Raw genomic sequence first — 21,472 nt, 5'->3', positions numbered from 1 at the left:
CGGGTTTAGGAGTCGGTATTATATGAAATGGAAAAGAAGTGAAAGGCTTGTCGATATGACACGTCATTTGCTGGAGAATCCGCACACACTCATTTCTTTGACGTTTTTTTCGAACCGGTATTCAGCGGCCAAGTCCTCAATTAGTGAAGATCTTGGTATTTTGAAAGAGACATTTGAAGAGAGTAGCACGGGTCGTTTAGTAACGATTTCAGGTGCTGCTGGCGGTATTAAATATATTCCGTTAGCCGGCCGTGAGGAGATAAAGGAAGTTATTCATTCATTAATGAATGAACTAAGGAAATCGGATCGATTACTTCCTGGCGGTTATTTGTATATGACTGACTTATTGGGAAATCCCCGGTTTCTTGATCGAATCGGTAAGATAATTGCGACAGCTTTCTTTGATAGAGAAATCGATGCAATCATGACAGTTGCAACAAAAGGTATTCCGATTGCTCATGCGATAGCACGTCATTTAAACGTGCCTGTCATCGTGGTTAGACGGGACAGCAAAGTGACGGAAGGTCCTACCGTCAGCATTAATTACGTATCTGGTTCTGCCCGCCGGATCCAGACAATGGTGCTGTCAAAGAGAAGTATGCAGAGCGGTCAAAAAGTACTGTTAACAGATGATTTTATGAAAGTGGGCGGCACCATGCAAGGCATGAAAAGCTTACTTGAAGAATTCAACTGCGAACTTGGTGGTGTGGCAGTCTTAGTAGAAGCCGAACATCTTGAGGAAGTACTAGTAGATGAATATCTTTCATTAGTGAAATTACATGCAGTTGATGAAAAGCGCCGTAAGATTGAGTTGGAAGAAGGGAATTATTTCACGAGAGGCGGGAATGAATTATGGAATATGTAAAAACAGAAAATGCACCACAGGCGATTGGACCTTATTCACAAGCTGTAAAAGTGAACGGGGTAGTGTACACGTCAGGACAAATTCCTCTGACGCTTGCTGGTGAAGTAGTTAGTGGCGGAATAGAGGCACAGACAAACCAAGTTCTTCAAAACTTGGGCAAAGTACTTGAGGAAGCGGGTTCAAGTTTACAACAAGTCATTAAAACCACAGTATTTATTCAAGATATGAATGAATTTGGAGCACTAAATACCATTTACGAAGAACACTTCGGAGAGCATAAACCGGCCCGCTCGACAGTGGAAGTGGCCCGTCTTCCTAAAGATGTACGAGTAGAAATCGAAGCGATTGCAATTTGTAAGTAATTGAATGTGTTGCCCGCCCTGACAGAATCTAGATCAGGGCGGTTTTTTCTCGTTAGTAGAAAAAGAATAGGTAGAAAGTAGCCAAATATGTAAAGGAATATACAAATTTTAAAAATTCACAAAAGATTCTATTTTCATTCGAGGTAAAAACTAGTATTATAGAATCAGCACCAGTATTATGGTTAAAAAAGTAATCATACCAACTAACCTAGAATACGTTTAGTGTGAAAATGACAACAAGGGAGTGGGGAAAATGGAAATCACAGATGTGAGATTACGCAAGGTAGACACAGAAGGTAGGATGAGAGCAATTGCTTCCATTACGCTTAACGATCAATTTGTCATCCATGATATCCGAGTCATCGAGGGGAATGACGGATTATTTGTGGCAATGCCGAGCAAACGCACACCGGATGGGGAGTTCCGCGATGTGGCGCATCCGATTAATTCAGATGCACGAACAAAAGTACAGGAGTCCATCCTGGCAGCTTATCATCAAGTAGACGAACAGCAAGGGGAATTGCAAGAGGCTGTTCTATAATTTTATATCGTTTGGGAAAGCGTTTCCATTCTTCATATTCATAAAAAGGCCATCTATTCGATGGCCTTTTTATCGTCTTGAAATATAAGTGGAGAAGCTGGCAGCTGGATGGGGGAGGGGATCAGACTGATAAGGTGAGACAACTAAAGGAACGTAGTGACTAGTAGGCTCACCACTCCTAATCACTTGCATTTGAACGCATCATCTATATTTACCTACCGCTCTTATTCCTATACCAATATAATCGCAAAAAGATTAACAATCATAAAATAAAGTTATGTAATTGTCAAGGGGGTATGCTTGAAAAAAACAGTCATTTCCGATATAGTCAATTATGAATTTATCAAACAAGGATGGAGGCTGACAGATGACAAATACATATGCGATCGTCCTAGCAGCGGGACAGGGCACGCGAATGAAGTCGGATCTTTATAAAGTGCTTCATCCAGTCTGTGGCAAACCGATGGTAGAGCACGTGATCGACCACATTCGCGATCTTCACTCAGATCGGATTGTCACGATCGTCGGTCATGGTGCCGAGATGGTAGAGCAGACGCTGGGCAACAAAAGCGAATATGCGCTACAGACACAACAGTTGGGCACAGCACATGCCGTGCAACAAGCTGAGAGGGTACTTGCGGATCTTGAAGGTACTACGCTCGTCGTCTGTGGTGATACACCGTTAATCAGTACTGAGACAATGGCAGCGCTTCTTGCACACCACCATGAAACGGAAGCGAAGGCGACCATACTTACTGCAATAGCAGATGATCCAACTGGTTATGGCCGCATCATTCGTGCGGAGAACGGTGACGTAATGCGAAACGTCGAACATAAAGACACGAATGACGAAGAGCGCCTCGTTAAGGAAATTAATACAGGCACATACTGCTTCGACAATCGCGTGTTATTCGACACACTGAAAAAAGTGACTAACGAAAATGCGCAAGGCGAGTATTATCTTCCGGATGTATTGGGGATTTTAAAATCTGAAGGACAGCGGATTTCAGCTTATACGACGCCGAATTTCCATGAAACGCTGGGTGTCAATGACCGTGTAGCGCTGGCACAAGCAGAAAAAAATATGCGTCAATTGATTGCGGAGAAGCATATGCGCAACGGCGTTACCATTATTAGCCCTGATCAGACAGTGATCAGTGCGGAGGCTGAAATTGGACGTGATACTGTCATCCAACCTGGTGTACTCATTGAGGGCGCTACGAAAATTGGATCACAATGTGTCATTGGTCCGAACAGTCACATCCAAAACAGTACAGTGGGCGACAACACGACGATTCATTCATCAGTTGTTCGTGATAGTACAGTGGGAAGTCAGACAGCAGTTGGTCCATTTGCGCACTTACGTCCCGAAACACAGCTCGGTGACCATGTAAAAGTAGGCAATTTTGTTGAGGTGAAAAAATCTCAGCTTGGTGACGCTAGTAAAGTTTCCCACCTTAGTTATATAGGGGATACAGAAATAGGTAAGAATGTTAATGTTGGCTGTGGTACGATTACAGTGAATTACGATGGTAAAAACAAGCACAAAACAGAGATAGAAGACAATGCCTTTATTGGCTGCAATGCCAACTTGGTCGCACCGGTCACGATAGGAAAGAATGCGATTGTGGCAGCGGGGTCCACAGTCACAAAAAATGTCCCGGAAAATTCACTTGCAATTGGACGTGTTCGGCAAGAGAATAAAGAAGGATACGTAAAAAACTAATCTTACCCAACCAACAGGAGGGCCATCATGGCAAATCAATATCCAAATGACAAACTGAAAATCTTTTCTTTAACTGCGAACGAACCACTTGCTAAAGAAGTAGCAGATCAAGTCGGGCTTCCGCTCGGCAAGCTCTCAGTCAAACGTTTTAGTGACGGGGAAATACAAATCAATATCGATGAAAGCATCCGTGGCTGTGAAGTATTTGTTATTCAATCCACTTCTAATCCGGTCAACGACAACTTAATGGAACTTCTCATTATGCTGGATGCCTTAATGCGTGCATCTGCACGTACGATTAACGTGGTCATGCCTTATTATGGATATGCGCGCCAAGACCGTAAAGCGAGTTCACGTGAACCTATAACGGCTAAACTAGTTGCAAACTTACTAGAAAAAGCAGGTGCTGACCGTGTAATCGCAGTAGACTTACATGCGCCACAAATTCAAGGATTCTTCGATATTCCAATCGATCACTTGATTGCAGAACCTATCCTAACGGAGTACTTCCAGAGTCAAGGATTAGCAAGCGATGATCTTGTTATCGTTTCACCTGACCATGGCGGTGTTACGCGTGCACGTAAAATGGCAGATCGTATGAAGGCACCAATTGCAATAATTGATAAGCGTCGTCCGCGTCCAAATGTAGCGGAAGTGATGAATATCGTTGGCAATGTAGAAGGAAAAACGGCTATTCTAATTGATGATATTATTGATACAGCCGGTACTATAACAATTGCTGCAAGCGCCCTAATTGAAAGTGGAGCAAAAGAAGTGTATGCTTGTTGTTCACACCCTGTTTTGTCAGGACCAGCAATTGAGCGCATTAATAATTCTCAAATCAAGCAATTAGTCATTACGAATTCTATTAAATTGCCGGAAAGTAAACAATCTCCAAAAATCAAACAGCTGTCGATTGCGCCATTGTTAGCATCTGCAATCATTCGTGTGTTTGAGAACAAGTCTGTAAGTACACTATTTGAGTAATAATAAGTTAACTGATATCTTCTGATGTTGAATATCCAAAGATGTGAAAAAAACTTTTTAATAGGATAGGGGACTATACAAATGAGTACAATTAAGTCGAACTTAAGACAAACTGACAAGAAGACAGTAAGCGAATTAAGAAAAAGCGGATGGATTCCTTCTGTAGTATACGGTTATAAAACAGAAAGCACGCCAATCGCAGTAAAAGAACGAGACCTTCTAGACACACTTCGTGAAACAGGAAGAAACGGTGTAATTAAATTGACTGTTGACGGCAAAGACGTAAATGTCGTTTTAAACGACTATCAGTCTGACGTATTGACTGGTTTCCTTACACACGCTGACTTCTTGGCGATCAATATGACAGAAGAGCTTGAAGTAGACGTAGCGATCAACCTTGTTGGAGACGCGCCAGGTGAAAAGGCAGGCGGAACCATTCAGCAACCGGTATGGGAAGTTACAATTCGCGTAAAGCCATCTGACATTCCTGAACATATCGACGTAGATGTTTCAGAACTTGAAATTGGCGAAACAATTCTTGTTGGCGATATCCGCGACAAAGTGAAGTTTGAAATCGTGACTGAAGACGAAGTGGGATTAGTAACTATTTCCGCTCCACGTACTGAAGAAGAATTAGAAGCATTAGACGAAGCAACTGAAAGCACTGAAGCTGAGCCGGAAGTAATTGGCGAAGATAAAGAAGAGAAATAAGTTACAAAATGGGCGCACGTGTTTGAATCGTGCGCTCCTTTTCTATGTATATATATCATTTAGAAAAGGAAGAGAAGAACATGAAATTACTAATCGGTCTCGGAAATCCCGGGAAAAAATACGAAAACACACGGCATAATATTGGTTTTCAAGTCATTGACGAATTGGCTGAGCGGTGGCAAGCTCCACCATTCCAGCAAAAGTTCAATGGTCAATTTACAACTGTCCATACAACTGAAGGTAAAATGATATTATTAAAACCTATGACCTATATGAACTTGTCCGGAGAATGCGTCCGACCTCTAGCAGATTATTTTGAAGTAAATGATAAAGAAATCGTCGTGTTATACGATGACTTGGATTTACCTGCGGGGAAGATCCGACTTCGTCAAAAAGGAAGCGCGGGTGGTCACAATGGTATGAAATCACTCATTGCACATCTAGGTACATCTGAATTCAACCGCATTCGTATAGGCGTTGATCGTCCTACTGGCGGTATGAAGGTCGCTGACTATGTACTATCCCCTTTTAGTAAGGACGAGCAACCGTTGATTGAAGACGCGATACAAAAGAGTGCAGATGCCTGTGAAGAATGGACAACGAAAAAGACGCCATTTCTTGAAGTGATGAATAAATTTAACGGATAAGCATAATACATTAATTCTTTGCCTATACTTTGAAAAAGGAAGGTGAAGAGAATATGATCCGTTATTCTTGCAATCACTGTCATACGGAGATCGGTTCCATTCCATTCGAATCGGCAAAGGATACGCTAAGTCAAATAGACGATGCAGATAAAAGTACATTTTTGTCCGTAGATCGGGATGGTGGTCTGCATATACGATGTATTTGTGAACACTGTGAGCAATCATTGCAGACGTTCCCGGATTATTACACCTTAAAAAAATGGTTACAATAAGTAACAGATGCTTTGGCGCTGATAGCCAAAGCTTTTTGTGCATAAAGCATTCTGTTCAATAGATAGATACACTTAGTCAATAGATAAGGAGGAGTAGTTGAGTGGGAGTAATAGAACAGCTTTTTCTAGAAGAGAAAGAGATTCAAGGCTTGCTGAACGACTTGGAAGATGGGCTGGATCGGCAGTTGATCACAGGCCTTGCAGGAGGATCCAAAGCGATCTTCTTTAAATTGATTCAGCAGTCACTGACACGCCCTGTCCTAATTGTTTCACCAAATATGCTTCAAGCACAGCGAACGTATGAAGATCTAAGCAAATTGGTCAATGACGAACATCTTCACTTATATACAGCAGAAGAACTTGTTGCCGCTGACTTTTCATTCGCGAGTTATGAATTGCGTGCTGGCAGGATTGATACATTGGATCACATGGCGCGTGTAGGTAGTGGTATTTATATCACACCTGTTGCAGGTTTGCGCAAGTTGTTGCCGTCAAAGGAACGGTGGTTGACACACTACGTAACCGCTTCAACGGATGAAGAGATCGATATAGGTGTCTGGCTAGAGAACTTAGTATCTATGGGCTATATACGAAAAGACCTGGTGAGTGCACCGGGTGAATTTGCGTTACGCGGTGGAATATTGGATATTTATCCGCTCACAATGGCGGAACCTGTTCGTATTGAGTTATTCGATACGACAATTGATTCCATTCGTACATTTTCAGCAGAAGATCAGCGTTCAACAGGAAAATTGGAATCTATTACGTTATTGCCAGCGACCGAATTCATCTGGACGCCTGAAGAATTACAGCAAGTTTCACGAAAAGTGGAACAAGCGCTTGGCGAGAGCTTGACCAAAGTCAAAAGTGAAGAATTACAGCAGCAATTATTGATGACAATCATGCAAGATATCGGCATGATGAAAGATGGGATAGTGCCAGACACAATAAAGAAATATGCCTCATTTTCTTCTGAAGCTAATGCCATGTTAACGGACTACTTCCCCGCTAATGGTGTCATAATATTTGACGAATTGGGGCGAATACAAGAGTCTGTAGCTACATTGGAGTCGGAGGAGCAAGAATACCAGCTAGCGATGCTCGAAGATGGAAAAATGTTGCATGACGCGAAACTGGCATGGAAATACGAGCAAGTACTTGAAAATATTAATCAGCAGCAACTCTACTTGTCTTTGTTTACACGCTCAGTACCTGGCTTCACTATCAAGAAGTCTATTTCAATTTCTTGTAAGCCGATGCAACAGTTTCATAGTCAAATGCCATTATTGAAAAGTGAAATTGAGCGTTGGCGACAGGGGAACTATAATGTTTTTCTCTTGGCTTCGTCAACCGAGAGAAAGAAGACAATCCAAGATATTTTACGAGAGTATGATATAGAAGCAGCAATAGACGGCAAGCCGAATAAAGATGGTGTGTTATCCATTATAGAAGGGGATTTATCAGTAGGCTTTGAATTACCGTTCCAGAAACTTGCTGTCATTACAGATGCGGAATTGTTTACTGGCAAACCAAAACGCAAAGCACGTCCCCCTAAACTAACGAATGCCGAACGGATCAAAAGTTATTCAGAGATCAAGCCAGGCGACCATATCGTCCATGTTCATCATGGTATTGGGAAATATTATGGCGTCGTTACATTGGATGTTAAAGGTATTCAGAAAGATTACCTAGATATTCGTTATCGCGGTGAGGATAAGCTTTTCGTACCCGCTGACCAAATTGATTTGATTCAAAAGTACGTTGCTACAGGAGAGAAAGAGCCAAAGCTACATAAACTTGGCGGCACGGATTGGGTAAAAACCAAACGTAAAGTAACAGCGGCTATTCAGGATATCGCGGATGATTTGATTAAATTATATGCCAGACGAGAAGCGGAAAAAGGTTTTGCCTTCAGTAAAGACGATGACTTGCAACGTTCATTCGAAAATGCTTTTCCTTACGAAGAGACACAGGACCAGTTACAATCCATCGAGGAAATTAAGAAAGATATGGAACGTATACGACCTATGGATCGATTATTATGCGGTGACGTAGGGTACGGGAAAACAGAAGTTGCAATCCGTGCAGCGTTTAAGGCGGTAACGAACGGTAAACAAGTGGCGTTCTTAGTGCCGACTACGATATTGGCACAGCAACATTACGAGACGATGAAAGAGCGTTTCGCAGATTATCCTGTGACGGTTTCATTACTGAATCGTTTTCGGACTAAGAAAGAGCAGGATGAAACGATCAAAGGGTTGAAAGCGGGGACTGTTGACATTGTCATCGGTACACATCGCTTATTGTCGAAGGACGTAGTCTATCAGGATCTTGGGCTTCTCGTAGTTGATGAAGAGCAACGTTTTGGCGTGACGCATAAAGAAAAATTGAAGCAATTGAAAAATAACGTAGATGTACTAACATTAACGGCAACACCGATACCAAGGACTTTGCATATGTCGATGGTCGGGGTGCGCGATTTATCCGTAATCGAAACACCGCCAGCCAATCGTTTCCCTGTCCAAACATATGTCATGGAGCATAATGGAGGACTCGTTCGTGAGGCGATTGAGCGGGAGATGGGACGTGGCGGTCAGGTTTTCTATTTATATAATCGCGTAGAAGATATGGATCGTAAAGTTCAGGAAATTCGTGACTTAGTACCAGAAGCGCGTATTGCCTCTGCTCATGGCAGGATGGGGGAGGCCGCCCTCGAAGCAGTAATATTAAGTTTTCTCCAAGGAGAATTTGACGTACTTGTTACAACGACCATTATTGAAACCGGAATCGATATTCCGAACGTTAATACGTTGATTGTCCATGATGCAGATCGCATGGGACTTTCACAGCTTTATCAATTACGTGGCCGAGTCGGTCGTTCCAATCGCGTAGCATACAGTTATATGCTCTATCAGCGCGATAAAGTGCTAACGGAAGTCGCGGAAAATCGCTTACAGGCAATCAAAGAGTTCACTGAGCTTGGTTCGGGTTTTAAAATTGCTATGCGTGATCTATCCATTCGGGGAGCGGGGAATTTACTTGGTTCACAACAACATGGATTCATTGACTCTGTTGGTTTCGATTTGTATTCGCAGTTACTACAAGAAGCGATTGAAGAAAGGCAGACAGGTGTCGTAAAAGAAGACAAGGTGGATGTTGAAATCTCCTTGCCTATCAATGCATATCTCCCTGAATCATACATCCAAGATGGTTATCAAAAAATCCAGATGTATAAACGCGTAAAAGCAATTACAGGCGATGAGGATTATCTAGAGCTTGTTGACGAGATGATCGACCGTTTCGGTGATATGCCATTCGAAGCTGATTTATTGCTCCGCGTTGGACGTATGAAAGCGTGGGGTCGTGATGCTGGCGTAATATCCATTAAAAATGTACATGGAATAGTGGAGATCCGCTTGTCGGCAGAGGGAACGGCTCGTGCTGACGGTGCAAAACTGATGGAACGTTCATTGAAGTTTGGTCATGCGGTTGGACTTACAATTGACAACGGGCAAATAACCGTAACCGTGAATGAAAAAAAATCTAATCAGTTTACGGAATTCGACATGGTAGAAGATATGGTACACACAATGCAGGAAACAGCAAAGGAAGTAGAATCTACAGATGCCTTGTAACACCTCGATTGCATAAAATGACCAATGTTGATGCATACTATTCTCAGAAATACATTTAATTTCGAGAAAGTGAGGCATTATACATGAAAGCAACGGGTATTGTCCGCAGGATTGATGACTTGGGAAGAGTAGTTATACCAAAAGAAATTAGAAGGACACTTCGCATTCGTGAGGGGGACCCTTTGGAGATATTCACTGATCGAGAAGGGGAAGTCATTTTAAAGAAGTATTCACCTATTTCAGAGCTTGGCGAATTTGCGGCAGAATATGCAGAATCACTTTATGAAACAATTGGTACACCTACACTGATCAGTGATCGCGATGAGATGCTAGCGGTAGCAGGTCTTGCAAAAAAGGACTATATGAACAGACAATTAGCCCCGATATGCGAAGAAATCCTGAACGGCCGATCTACTGTCGTGGAAAAGCATGAGAAGACGGTAGAATGGGTGCCAGGTCAAGTAGAGCAGATTAAGTCTTATTGTATTGTACCAATCATTACAAATGGCGATGCAATCGGTGCGGTCTATTTGCTGTCAAAAGTTCATTTTGTCGGAGAGGTCGAGCAAAAAGCGGCAGAGACGGCAGCCAACTTCCTGTCAAAACAGATGGAAAGCTAAACGGATTTGATATAAATATTAAGTTTTTAATTCAAACTCACAATAGATGTATCTATTGTGAGTTTTTTTGATGTGTAATTTACTATAAATTAAATTGTGCATCTTATTATCAGAATCATGATATGTAAAGGGACATTATTTAACCTATTAATTGGTAGGTAGGCAATGATTTTACTTGCATATAATTCCTAATTTGGTCCGTGTGACACAAAATACAAGTTACTATTTTCCAACACTTAAAAAGTGAAGTTTTTCACATACTACATCCATAAACCGCTTTTTGGCATCACTTTTCTTTACGTGAATCTTTTCACAAAAGCCCTTAGTGAAGGGCTTCACAAGGCACAAATTGAAAAGTGAAAGGTTTCACATACTACGAAAAAGCATAAAAGTCAAAACTTTTTTCAAAAATTTTTTATGTCCTGAAAAACCCGAGGCAAAGGCAATGTAACCGCTTACGAATTTTCAATTTTTGGAGTTAATAGAAAATTGGTGCTTGTAATTACTTCGCATTTGCGCTTATAATCACTACCAACACGAATGAACAATAAAAAACCAGACAGGGAGAGCGATATTATGAACAGGAAATACAAATCTTCTTTACACATGCATCAAATTCACAATGGAAAAATGGAAGTGGTTTCGAAAGTGCCACTAGAGAATAAAGAGGATTTGAGTTTGGCGTACTCACCGGGAGTTGCTGAACCCTGTGTGGAAATTGCTCATGATCCATCACTTGCGTATGAATATACAATCAAAGGGAACTTGGTTGCAGTTGTAACAGATGGAACGGCTGTACTAGGTCTTGGAGATATCGGCCCTGAAGCAGCTTTGCCGGTAATGGAAGGGAAAGCTCTATTGCTGAAGCAATTCGCAGGGATTGACGCATTCCCGATTTGTCTGGATACAAAAGATGTAGATGAAATTGTCAATATCGTAAAAGCTATGAGCCCGACATTTGGTGCTGTAAACCTTGAAGATATTTCGGCTCCACGTTGTTTCGAAATTGAACGTAGATTGCGTGAAGAATGTAATATTCCAATCTTCCATGATGATCAGCATGGAACGGCAATTGTAGTAGGTGCGGGTTTACTTAACGCATTAAAAGTAGTAGGAAAAGAAAAAGAAGATGTAAAAATAGTATTAAATGGTGCAGGTGCCGCTGGAGTTGCGATTACGAAATTATTGTTGAGTATGGGCTTCAAAAACATTATTATGTGTGATTCCAAAGGCATTATTTTTGAAGGTCGCGAGAATGCGATGAATGACATTAAGCATGAAATGTCACGCATCACAAACCTAGAAAAAATAGAGGGTTCATTAGAGGCTGCAATGGAGGGTGCTGACGTATTCGTTGGTGTATCTGTTGCAAACTTGCTGACGAAGGAATTGATAGCGCTAATGAATACAGATCCTATCGTATTCGGACTGGCAAATCCAATGCCCGAGTTAAAGCCCGAATTGGCAGATGAGTATGGCGTACGTATTATCGCGACAGGCCGTTCCGATTATCCTAATCAGGTCAACAATGTCTTGGCATTCCCTGGTATCTTCCGTGGAGCACTAGATGTTAGAGCAACTGAGATCAATGAAGAGATGAAACTTGCAGCAACATATGCGATTGCTGATTTGATCAAAGATGAGGACCTACGTGATGATTACATCATTCCGGATCCATTTGATGATCGTATTCCTACAATTGTTGCGCACGCAGTAGGAAAGGCAGCGATGCGTACAGGTGTATCGGTAGCGAAGGAATTGGTTTTGCCTACACCCAGATGAAGATGAATAGAGACCCGTCTTCCCTATCACGGATAGGGAAGACGTTTTTTAATTTGTAAAGTGAGTGGTTGATGCGGACGGGGCGTTGTTTGACGTTCTGGGTGGACTGTTGGTTATTGGCTCACAGACTAGGAATAAGTGCAGGGTAGCGGTACTCATAAATTCTTGCAAGCGCTCTATCATACTGTGTAAGCGATCATACTTGTTTGGTAACCGCTCAATGCGTTTATGAACGTATTAGATCCCGACCGTAAACGTGTAATTACATGTCGTAAAATTAGGCGGTACCTATAATAAAGTCCTAGATTCACCATAGTTTGTAGCGGATACCTAAATTCGTCCCCTTCTATCTACATTTACCACACAGTCTACCCACGTTCATGGAAAAGTCCGGTTCTATTACGCGTCTAGCGCACACACGCCTGCCTCATTGCGCGCGTATAGTATGATAAAACCAAATGGGGGAGCGAAATGACTTGGCTACTGATTGCAGGCTTTGCAGTTTCATCTAGCATTGACAACTTTGGAGTTGGACTTTCTTATGGTGTACAGCAAGTCCGGATTCCATTTACATCGAATGCATTCATTGCGGCAATTTGTTTTATCTTTAGTTTAATAGGCATTGTCGCCGGTGCGTGGCTGGCTGAAATGTTACCGGGCATACTACCCGATCTGATAGCGTTTGCGGTACTTAGCATTATTGGAATACGTATTATGATTATTGCCTTTCGTCAACCAAGAAAACATCAAGCAAATGTATTTAGTGAACCGGAAAAAATGGATTTTGACGGATCTTCGCATATTAGCGTTGGAGAAGCTTTACTGCTTGGTATCGCGCTTTCCGCGAATGCACTAACGAATGGTGTCGGAGCAGGTCTTCTAACATTGTCGCCGATTGCAATCGCATTATCAGCGGCTGTCGGTAGTTATATTACATTGTCTATTGGCGTAGGACTGGGCGCAAGACTGGCAGGCGTGCGGATTGGCAAGATGTCAGTAGGGCAGTTCGGAACATTCATGAGTGGAGTTATTATTTTATTGATTGCGGTCACACGCCTATTCTGACGTGATGAAATGGTATACTAGAAATCATCATCGAATGAAAGAGGCGCGTATATGGCGTTGACTAAATGGAATATGAAGTCGTTTATGAAAGGTGCATCGATTCTAACTATTGCCGCCATCATCGTCAAAGTGCTGAGCGCGGTCTATCGTGTGCCATTTCAAAACTTAGTTGGAGATAAAGGTTTCTATATTTATCAGCAAGTGTATCCGTTTATCGGAATATTTATCGTTTGGACGTCTTCGGGTTTTGCTGTCGCGGTGTCTAAAATGCTTGCGGAAAGCAAAAATCCCAGGGAAGCACGTGGGATTTTACGTGTGTCACTCGCATATCTTCTCGTTTTATCAGTAGGAACCTTTCTATTATTGCGTTCAGGTTCATCTTTCTTTGCTGAACTAATGGGAGATACCGCATTGGCGCCCGTTTTGCAGGCTGGTGCGTATATCGTTCTCGTACTTCCGTTCCTAGCTGTACTGAAGGGAGTCTTTCAATCAGAAGGGCAAATGATACCTGTAGCGATTTCCAACGTCTCGGAGCAGTTGTTCAGGGTGATCATCGTACTTGCAGGTACGTGGATTGCGATACGTGCAGGAACATCACTTTATAAAATAGGAGAAATTACGATGTGGGCGGCGGTTACAGGAGAAGTGGTAGGTGTTTTGATCCTGACTTGGTTCTTCCTACAGCGGAAAAGTTTGGCGGTAGCTACTGTAAAGCCATGGCAAGTGATGAAAGATTTGACCAAGATTAGCATTGGCGTAAGTGCAAGTTCATTAATTTTACTGGTATTTCAATTGGTGGACTCTTTTACGATCTATAACGCATTAGTCGAGGCAGGGGCAATGAGTGAGACCGCCATGGAAATGAAAGGTGTTTATGATAGGGGACAGCCGCTTGCGCAAATGGGTATTTTGCTAGCATCTACATTGGCGCTAGCACTCGTGCCGTTAATCGCGCACCATGCCACTAAAAATGATGGACGGGGTGCCTTACCGTTCATTGGCTTGACGTTCCGGACATCCATTTTATTCGGTTGGGCAGCGACGATCGGATTGGTTCTTGTACTTCCTTTCGTCAATGAAATGCTATTTCAATCACGAGCAGGCTCTGTTGCGCTAATCATCTTCTGTATACAGATTTTCTGGTTGTCGATTATTTTACCGCTAACAGCAATTCTTCAAGGAAGTGGTAAAGTGCGTGGGCCGTTGCTACTCATGCTGCTGGGAATCGTAATAAAACTGTCAACTACACCATTGATGGTTCGCCAGTATGGAATTGAAGGTGCCGCTGCATCGGGTACTATTTCATTCGCAGTCGTTGCTGTGTTATTGATTCTCTACTTTAAGAGATTTTGGAGATTCCCACTAGCTTCGCGACGTTTTTATATCGTGCTGATTATTGCCGGCGTGGCAATGGCGGGGGTATTGATTCCTTGGATGCTTCTAGTCGATTCATGGCTATTTGATGGATTATCCTCACGCACTAGCTCAATGTTCACTGCATTGTCTGCTGTCACAATTGGAGCAATCATATTCCTTTTCGTCATCTTGAAATCACGTATAATGAAAGAAAAAGAGTGGTACTTACTGCCTTTCGGAAAACGATTGGCGACTGCTCAACTATGGCTAACTAAAAATAGAAGGTGAATTATGTGAACAAAATAACTGTTATCGGACTTGGCGCAAGTGATTTAGAGCAATTGTCGCTAGGCACGTACCGATTATTGAAACAAGCGGACCATCTCTATATTCGCACGGAAGAACATCCTGTAATTGCAGAATTGCGTTCGGAAGGGCTAAAGATGGAAAGTTTTGATTCAATCTATGAAGCAAATGATGCATTTGAAGACGTCTATCGGCAAATTGTTGATAAACTTCTCGAACTGAGTACGCATCAGCCGATTACATACGCTGTGCCAGGCCACCCGCTCGTAGCGGAACGTACGGTCCAACTATTAATTGAAAAAGAACGTACAGGTGATATTGAACTTCATATCGCAGGTGGTAGTAGCTTTTTAGATCCGATTTTTACAGCGTTGCGTATTGATCCAATTGAAGGATTTCAGTTGCTGGATGGGACTGACATGAAACGTGACGATGTACGGATGGATCAGCACGTATTAATAGGACAAGTGTATGACGCATTCGTCGCTTCAGATGTGAAATTGTCTTTGATGGAGAAATATCCCGATCATCACGTTGTCACCATTGTTACGTCCGCCGGTTCCCAAGATGAAAAATTAACTGAAATCCCACTGTTTGAGCTTGACCGTACAGTAACATTGAATAATTTGACGACTGTATATGTACCGCCGCTACCTGATCACCAACAACGACTAAAAGAGTGGAGTTCGTTCAGGGACATCATCGCAACGTTACGTGGACCGAATGGCTGCCCTTGGGATCGCGAACAAACGCATGAATCCTTAAAGCGCTATTTAATCGAAGAATCCTTTGAGTTGATCCAGGCCATCGATGAAGAAAATGATGACGCTATTATCGAAGAACTGGGAGATGTTTTACTACAAGTCTTTCTTCATGCACAAATCGGGGAAGACAATGGGTACTTCTCGATGGAAGACGTACTCGAAACTGTAGGGTCCAAAATGATACGTCGTCATCCACACGTATTTGCGCAAACGCAAGCTGACACAACGGAAGAAGTGTTGACGAACTGGCAAGCCATCAAGGAGCAGGAAAAACCTAAACCGCCTACGCTGTTTGAAGGACAAGAACGTTTGGCATCATCCTTGCTGACATCTTATAATTACCAAAAGACTGCAGCCAAACTGGGGTTTGACTGGCCATCTATAGAAGGAGCTTTCGACAAGTTCCAGGAAGAGTGGCAAGAATTTCAGGAAGAAGTAAAAAGTGGTGGACCGGAGCAACAGCTAGACGAGCTCGGAGACGTATTGTTCACTATCGTCAACATCGCAAGATTCCTGAAGCTCTCACCAGAAGAAGCCATGTGGCATGCCAACGAAAAATTCAAATCCCGTTTTCAGTCCGTAGAGCAATCCGTGAAACAAGGAAGCGGAAAATTTGAAAGTTATACAGTAGACGAACTAGAAGAATTCTGGCAACAGGCTAAACGAAAGGAAGGAACTAAATGAGACTCGATAAGTTTTTAAAAGTATCACGCTTTATAAAACGCCGAACGCTTGCGAAGCAAGTGGCTGACCAAGGTAGAATTACGATTAATGGAAAAGTAGCCAAAGCATCGTCCGTTGTCAAACCAGGTGATGAACTTTCAATCCGTTTCGGCCAAAAGATCGTTAATGCTACGGTAAATGAGCTGAAGGCGTCAACGAAAAAAGAAGATGCAGCAGGTATGTACACAATCACTAGCGAAGAGCGCTTAGAGAAAGTGGAGCCTGAGTTTGTGGATGACGAAGAGGCAAACTAATTAACAACGAGACAGACTAAAGGGTTTAGAATATAGAATTTGCACCTCAACTTAAAAACGGCTTGTCATGTTTGGCCAAGCCTCTGCATATGATAAGGGGAACGTACTAGAGAAGGGGGACGCATATGCAGATTCAAACAGACAGCTCCATGTATACTATTCCATCAGGAGACCACGTAGTGACGATGCGCAATCGCAAAAGAATGGACCTCACATCCGTGAAAACGATCGACCGCTTTGACCAGGAGGAATTTCTCGTTAGAACATCGCTAGGCGTACTGCAAATCCGTGGGGAGGAACTGCGTATTGTACATCTAGACGTGGACAAGGGCCTGCTAACGCTTGAAGGCACAGTCCAAACACTTCAATATGATGACGAAGAAGCAGGCTCACGCAATTTCCTCCATAAACTATTCGGATGAGCCTATCCGTCCAGTTCTTCAGTCTGTTGGCGATGATCGGGACAGGAATTACTGCTGGAATTGTACTGGATTTATTCGGAACCATTGTCGCCGGGTGCGATAAACGTTCGTTCATTAGAAGGTGGGCATTCTGGTTTGAATGCCTTATCTGGATTATGTTAGGCATTATGTCGTTTTGGGTATTAATGATGGTACGCGATGGGGCATGGAGAATGTATGACCCCGTCGCACAGGTTAGTGGCCTGTTATTGTATGCAGCCATCTTCCATTATCCTGTGAGATTCGTAGGTAGGCTACTGTTACTTGTGGTGCTTAGGCCGATTTGGCTCATCATTCGTCTTGTCTACCTAACGATTCAACGGATTTTCTATGTAATTGTCTCTATTCTGTCATTCATCACATCACCGTTTCTAAGATTAGTAAAGAACATAGGGAAATTCCTTCAAAATAAATGCAGAGTACTATATAATAGAGTGCAATAGTAGAACTACGCCAGAAAGGTGTGTGCGCCATGAAAAAAACACAGAACCCTTCAACAAAGAATGTGACATCAATCGATACAGACTATGTGCGCTCCATGCAAAAAAAAGAAAATTTTAAAAAAGCACAACAAAAACGCTTGCGTAATCGGCTGGCCGTATTTTTTGTCATCGTCTGTGTGGTTGCTGGAAGTTTATTCAATATGAATGCCGGTCAAAAAGAAATCCTGGCAGCCAAACATAAGGAAAAAGCTCAAGCAACGGCTACACTAGAGGATTTGAAAGAACAGCAAGAACAACTGAAAACGCAGTTGATTCGATTGGACGATGACGAGTATATTGCTAAACTCGCGCGGAAAGAATATTTTCTTTCAGAGTCCAATGAGATCATTTTTTCAATTCCTGATAAGAAAAAAGAGTCAGAAAAAGACATAAGAAAAGAGTAGTCATGTTGACACTCTTTTTTTGTTGGCTATAATATAAGTAGGAGCCTGTAAAATACAGGCACTGCCAATATGGTTGATAGGCTTACGAGCCGCTTAAAACTTAAGGAGGAGCATTTTTTTTATGTCAATTGAAGTAGGCAGCAAGTTAGAAGGTAAAGTAACCGGGATCACAAATTTTGGGGCATTTGTTGAATTGCCAAGCGGGTCCACAGGATTAGTCCATATTAGTGAAGTAGCTGACAATTATGTCAAAGATATTAATGATCATTTAAAAGTCGGCGATATGGTTGAAGTCAAAGTAATGAATGTGGGATCTGACGGTAAAATCGGTCTTTCCATCCGTAAGGCTAAACCTGAGTCAGAACAACGTCCACAGCGTCCACAACGTCCAACTAGACCTCGTCAAGGAAGCAAACCGAGCTTTGAACGACCAGAGAATTTTGAACAGAAGATGGCAAAGTTCATGAAGGACAGCGAAGAACGTCTAACTACCTTAAAGAGAGCAACAGAGTCCAAGCGTGGCGGTCGTGGAGCCAGAAGAGGATAACTTGCTGACTGTTTCAACTGTAAACTAAAATCAGATGACATCCTACACGTATGTTCCCTATTATGGAGCATGCGTTTTTTTATGCGCGAAATTCGGAGTCGAGAGCTAGGCACACTTGATTAATGTTCTGGCTCGTTGTCGGCAAAACAAAACTTAACACCGCCCCTCACGCACCCATAAAAGAATCGTAATCCAAATCGCACTGAATCGACGTTAACCAAAGTTCATATGCGTTCCTCGAATCATTTTTTGATTTACTATTATAGCGGCGGAGGGGGTCGAACCCACGACCTTTCGGGTATGAACCGAACGCTCTAGCCAGCTGAGCTACGCCGCCAAGATATTGATGCAATGAAATGAGGTAATTCCATATACAACGTCTCTTATCATACTAGGCATTTGGAGAAGTGTCAACATATCTTTTACTAAAAAATATGCATACGGAATACGTCGAAATGTTTTGTGAATATGCCGCCACAAACAGACAAATTTTCTCGTGAACCCCATGTATAGTTTTACGTAAGAGAACATAGGGGGTATGGGAAATGAAGATGATTGACAATATGGAGCGACCAATTTTGCAGATGTTCAGGGCATACTGGCAAGAATTTATGAATCGTAAAGTATACTTGCTAACTGCCCTACTGTTCTTGGTAGGATCATTCTTTCTATCACAAGCAGTAGTATTCGATATGGCAGTACCATTCTTCTTGCCAATCTGGGCATTAGCAAGTATGCGCTACCGTCAACACATGATCTACGTATTTATAGGTGGAATGGCGGGCAGCGCGTTTCTTGGGGTGGGACAAGCTGTCATTCATTTGGCGCAATTATTACTGTTTCATTCAATTATAAAGATTCCAGTCGTGAAAAGGTCTATTCCAATCGCTGTGGCTGGAGGAATGATTATTCCGCAATTAATCTGGCAGCTCGTAAAATACGGCGACGGGATGTTACCTTTAGCGGTTCAGTTGTCTATAGGGTTAGAAGCATTGCTTGCATTGTTCATGACCATTTTCATGTTACTAGCTTTTCCTTCTATAGAAAGAATGCTGTATGGGCCGTGGAATCCCGAGCAGATCAGTGCAATGTGTATTGTGGGAGCGCTTGCAGCCACCGGAATGGGAGGGTTCCAAATCGGTACGGTATCGGTTGCTGGGGTATTCTTGTTTTTAGCGATATTTGTAGCTGCAGTTGTTGGGGGAGTGCCGTTCGCTACAACCGTCGGAATGATTATCGCGTTGATCATAGGTGTATCAGAATTGTCCTTTACGGGCATGATGGCGTTATATGGTATGACTGGTTTGTTGGCGGGTTCACTAAAACGCTTTGGAAAGCTTGGGGTCATCACCGGCAGTGTCTTTGTTTCGCTCTTTTTCCTTCTATATGATGCGACGCTGCCTCTTGATACTGTTCACTTTTCCACAGTTGGCGCCGCAGCTTTACTGTTTATATTGATACCTTCGCGCAAATTAAGTCAAATACGACAGGTTTTATTACCGAAACAAGAAGGAATATCGGAAAAACGACAGCAATGGCTCGCGGATAAACTGGATGGGCAGTTAGAGGAGTTCCAACAGTTTGCTCATTTCATGTCAACGCTCGTGAATGATCGTCTGTCCCCCGAAGAGGAAGTGGCAGCGACAAGTCAAGTACCATCTATTTGTCAATCCTGTTTTCGTTACCGCAAGTGTTGGGAAAGTGAAGAGGACAGTATAGAACCGTTGATTGACGAATGGGAAACCACCTATTCTGCAACGAAGAAAGCAGCTCGTGTACGTGTTGAACAGAAGATGAAATATAAATGTCTACGTTTTAAGGGGTTAATGAATGAATTGGAGGAGAGAGGGGCCAATAAATTATTGATGGGGCAGTTACAGCATGGTCGAAAGATGCTAGCATTGCAATTACGCGATATGAGTACGCATATTGAAAAAGTTATGAGAGAAGTAAAGGAAGATCTGACTACGTATAAGTTGGCTGAAGAAGAGCTTGCGAATCGTTTACAATCACAAGCCATAGAGTTTTTTCAAATAGATATATTATCGGAAGAACGGGGTGCCTGCAGAATTGTGATTTCTGTACCGGAAAAAAAGGCGGATTTTGAAGCGGAAACGACGGTTGGAGAATATTTATTACTGCCCATCTTGGAGCAAATGTACGATGAACCGATGCATATTTCAAAATCGACTTATCAGCCATTCCCGTTCCCACATGTGCAATTGACCTTTAGTTCCGCTGTTCGCTTTTCACTTGATTACGATATCGTCACAACAGCCGGGAAGGGATCGTTCAATGGTGGCGATGCGTATGAGTTATTCAAGATTCACGAAGGCTTGTCGGCTGTATTGTTGTCGGACGGAATGGGACAAGATATCAATGCATACCACGAAAGTAGAAAGGTAATCCGGCTGATGCGGGAATGTCTGGGTCAAAAAATGGATCCGGAAACGGCGATCCATACCTTGCATTATATGATGGCGTTAAATGGACTGGATGATATGTATGCAACGCTCGACTTGGCGTTAATTGATTTACAAGAAGGGCGACTGTGGTCGTGGAAGGCAGGTTCGATGAGTACCTACATTAAAAGAAGTGATGATTGTATCCGGTTAGACAGCAAAACGGTACCATTTGGCTTCTTGCCTTCATTTTCTATAGAGGCGAAAAACGAAAAGCTCAAGTCCGGTGATATCGTCGTTATGATGACGGACGGCATATTTAATGGGGATATACCGCTTGATATTCAAGAAGACGTGATGAATCAAACGATAGAACGTTTTAAAGATATGGATTGCCGGACGATTGCCGATCAAGTAATGATGGAGATGGAACGGGTATTTGAGTCAGTAGAAGATGATCGGACGATTCTCGTAATGAAAGTCGGTCATATTGTACCAAAGTGGTCAAAAGCTAATAAGCAACCTCGAATCATTTCTAGCTAAACAATGGTAGAATAGAG

20 protein-coding genes and 1 tRNA gene are annotated in these 21,472 nt (G+C 42.5%); 20 read left to right on the top strand and 1 reads right to left on the bottom strand.

Going from position 1 to position 21,472, the window contains the following annotated elements:
* Positions 1 to 22 precede the first annotated feature (22 nt).
* The 19 genes from purR to CSV75_RS15405 all read left to right on the top strand — a co-directional run bounded on the left by purR (position 23) and on the right by CSV75_RS15405 (position 18,510).
* Positions 23 to 865 (top strand): pur operon repressor, encoded by an 843-nt coding sequence (gene purR, locus CSV75_RS15495; RefSeq protein WP_099676537.1) that lies wholly within the window; start codon positions 23 to 25, stop codon positions 863 to 865.
* A complete protein-coding gene (locus CSV75_RS15490; protein WP_099676536.1) occupies positions 853 to 1,227 on the top strand; it encodes a RidA family protein in 375 nt (124 codons plus the stop codon). Before purR ends, CSV75_RS15490 begins: the two co-directional genes overlap by 13 nt.
* Positions 1,228 to 1,480: 253 nt before the next feature.
* The gene (gene spoVG / locus CSV75_RS15485; RefSeq protein ID WP_099632522.1) at positions 1,481 to 1,768 is read left to right on the top strand and encodes a septation regulator SpoVG; all 288 of its coding nucleotides are present in this window, start codon (positions 1,481 to 1,483) and stop codon (positions 1,766 to 1,768) included.
* Positions 1,769 to 2,135: 367 nt separating this feature from the next.
* On the top strand, positions 2,136 to 3,494 hold the full coding sequence (gene glmU / locus CSV75_RS15480; RefSeq protein WP_099676535.1) for a bifunctional UDP-N-acetylglucosamine diphosphorylase/glucosamine-1-phosphate N-acetyltransferase GlmU: 1,359 nt from the start codon (positions 2,136 to 2,138) through the stop codon (positions 3,492 to 3,494).
* Between the two features lie 27 nt (positions 3,495 to 3,521).
* Positions 3,522 to 4,481, top strand: a complete 960-nt coding sequence (locus CSV75_RS15475) for a ribose-phosphate diphosphokinase (protein ID WP_099632524.1) — start codon at positions 3,522 to 3,524, stop codon at positions 4,479 to 4,481.
* An 81-nt stretch (positions 4,482 to 4,562) separates the two neighbouring features.
* Positions 4,563 to 5,192, top strand: a complete 630-nt coding sequence (locus tag CSV75_RS15470; protein ID WP_099676534.1) for a 50S ribosomal protein L25/general stress protein Ctc — start codon at positions 4,563 to 4,565, stop codon at positions 5,190 to 5,192.
* An 80-nt stretch (positions 5,193 to 5,272) separates the two neighbouring features.
* The gene (gene pth / locus CSV75_RS15465) at positions 5,273 to 5,839 is read left to right on the top strand and encodes an aminoacyl-tRNA hydrolase (protein WP_099676533.1); all 567 of its coding nucleotides are present in this window, start codon (positions 5,273 to 5,275) and stop codon (positions 5,837 to 5,839) included.
* Positions 5,840 to 5,892: 53 nt separating this feature from the next.
* The gene (locus CSV75_RS15460) at positions 5,893 to 6,111 is read left to right on the top strand and encodes an anti-sigma-F factor Fin (protein ID WP_099676532.1); all 219 of its coding nucleotides are present in this window, start codon (positions 5,893 to 5,895) and stop codon (positions 6,109 to 6,111) included.
* Between the two features lie 101 nt (positions 6,112 to 6,212).
* Positions 6,213 to 9,746, top strand: a complete 3,534-nt coding sequence (gene mfd / locus CSV75_RS15455) for a transcription-repair coupling factor (RefSeq protein ID WP_099676531.1) — start codon at positions 6,213 to 6,215, stop codon at positions 9,744 to 9,746.
* Positions 9,747 to 9,829: 83 nt separating this feature from the next.
* The gene (gene spoVT / locus CSV75_RS15450; protein WP_099632529.1) at positions 9,830 to 10,366 is read left to right on the top strand and encodes a stage V sporulation protein T; all 537 of its coding nucleotides are present in this window, start codon (positions 9,830 to 9,832) and stop codon (positions 10,364 to 10,366) included.
* Positions 10,367 to 10,942: 576 nt separating this feature from the next.
* A complete protein-coding gene (locus tag CSV75_RS15445) occupies positions 10,943 to 12,148 on the top strand; it encodes an NAD(P)-dependent malic enzyme (protein WP_099676530.1) in 1,206 nt (401 codons plus the stop codon).
* Positions 12,149 to 12,619: 471 nt separating this feature from the next.
* Positions 12,620 to 13,213, top strand: a complete 594-nt coding sequence (ytaF, locus tag CSV75_RS15440) for a sporulation membrane protein YtaF (protein WP_099676529.1) — start codon at positions 12,620 to 12,622, stop codon at positions 13,211 to 13,213.
* A gap of 51 nt (positions 13,214 to 13,264) precedes the next feature.
* Complete coding sequence (locus CSV75_RS15435; RefSeq protein WP_099676528.1) at positions 13,265 to 14,857, top strand: putative polysaccharide biosynthesis protein; 1,593 nt, start codon at positions 13,265 to 13,267, stop codon at positions 14,855 to 14,857.
* A 5-nt stretch (positions 14,858 to 14,862) separates the two neighbouring features.
* Positions 14,863 to 16,323 carry a bifunctional methyltransferase/pyrophosphohydrolase YabN gene (yabN, locus tag CSV75_RS15430; RefSeq protein ID WP_099676527.1) on the top strand — a complete coding sequence of 487 codons (1,461 nt, stop codon included), beginning with the start codon at positions 14,863 to 14,865 and terminating at the stop codon, positions 16,321 to 16,323.
* Positions 16,320 to 16,616, top strand: coding sequence for an RNA-binding S4 domain-containing protein (locus CSV75_RS15425; RefSeq protein WP_099632534.1), 297 nt, complete (start codon positions 16,320 to 16,322; stop codon positions 16,614 to 16,616). Before yabN ends, CSV75_RS15425 begins: the two co-directional genes overlap by 4 nt.
* 125 nt (positions 16,617 to 16,741) lie before the next feature.
* A complete protein-coding gene (yabP, locus tag CSV75_RS15420; RefSeq protein WP_029054884.1) occupies positions 16,742 to 17,038 on the top strand; it encodes a sporulation protein YabP in 297 nt (98 codons plus the stop codon).
* A complete protein-coding gene (gene yabQ / locus CSV75_RS15415; protein WP_099673745.1) occupies positions 17,035 to 17,520 on the top strand; it encodes a spore cortex biosynthesis protein YabQ in 486 nt (161 codons plus the stop codon). Before yabP ends, yabQ begins: the two co-directional genes overlap by 4 nt.
* 29 nt (positions 17,521 to 17,549) lie before the next feature.
* The gene (locus tag CSV75_RS15410; protein ID WP_099632536.1) at positions 17,550 to 17,963 is read left to right on the top strand and encodes an FtsB family cell division protein; all 414 of its coding nucleotides are present in this window, start codon (positions 17,550 to 17,552) and stop codon (positions 17,961 to 17,963) included.
* 121 nt (positions 17,964 to 18,084) lie between these two features.
* The gene (locus tag CSV75_RS15405) at positions 18,085 to 18,510 is read left to right on the top strand and encodes a S1 domain-containing RNA-binding protein (protein ID WP_029054887.1); all 426 of its coding nucleotides are present in this window, start codon (positions 18,085 to 18,087) and stop codon (positions 18,508 to 18,510) included.
* 263 nt (positions 18,511 to 18,773) lie between these two features.
* Here the strand turns inward: CSV75_RS15405 and CSV75_RS15400 are convergent.
* Positions 18,774 to 18,847: transfer RNA gene (locus tag CSV75_RS15400), tRNA-Met, on the bottom strand.
* 208 nt (positions 18,848 to 19,055) lie between these two features.
* Between CSV75_RS15400 and CSV75_RS15395 the strand changes: the two genes are divergently transcribed.
* Complete coding sequence (locus CSV75_RS15395) at positions 19,056 to 21,455, top strand: SpoIIE family protein phosphatase (protein WP_099676526.1); 2,400 nt, start codon at positions 19,056 to 19,058, stop codon at positions 21,453 to 21,455.
* The last annotated feature ends 17 nt before the right edge of the window (positions 21,456 to 21,472 follow it).

Origin of the sequence: Sporosarcina sp. P18a (assembly GCF_002743135.1) — a bacterium.
Lineage (GTDB): Bacteria > Bacillota > Bacilli > Bacillales_A > Planococcaceae > Sporosarcina.
The sequence above is the reverse complement of the archived record's forward strand: the minus strand, read 5'-3'. Positions and strand labels throughout refer to the sequence as shown.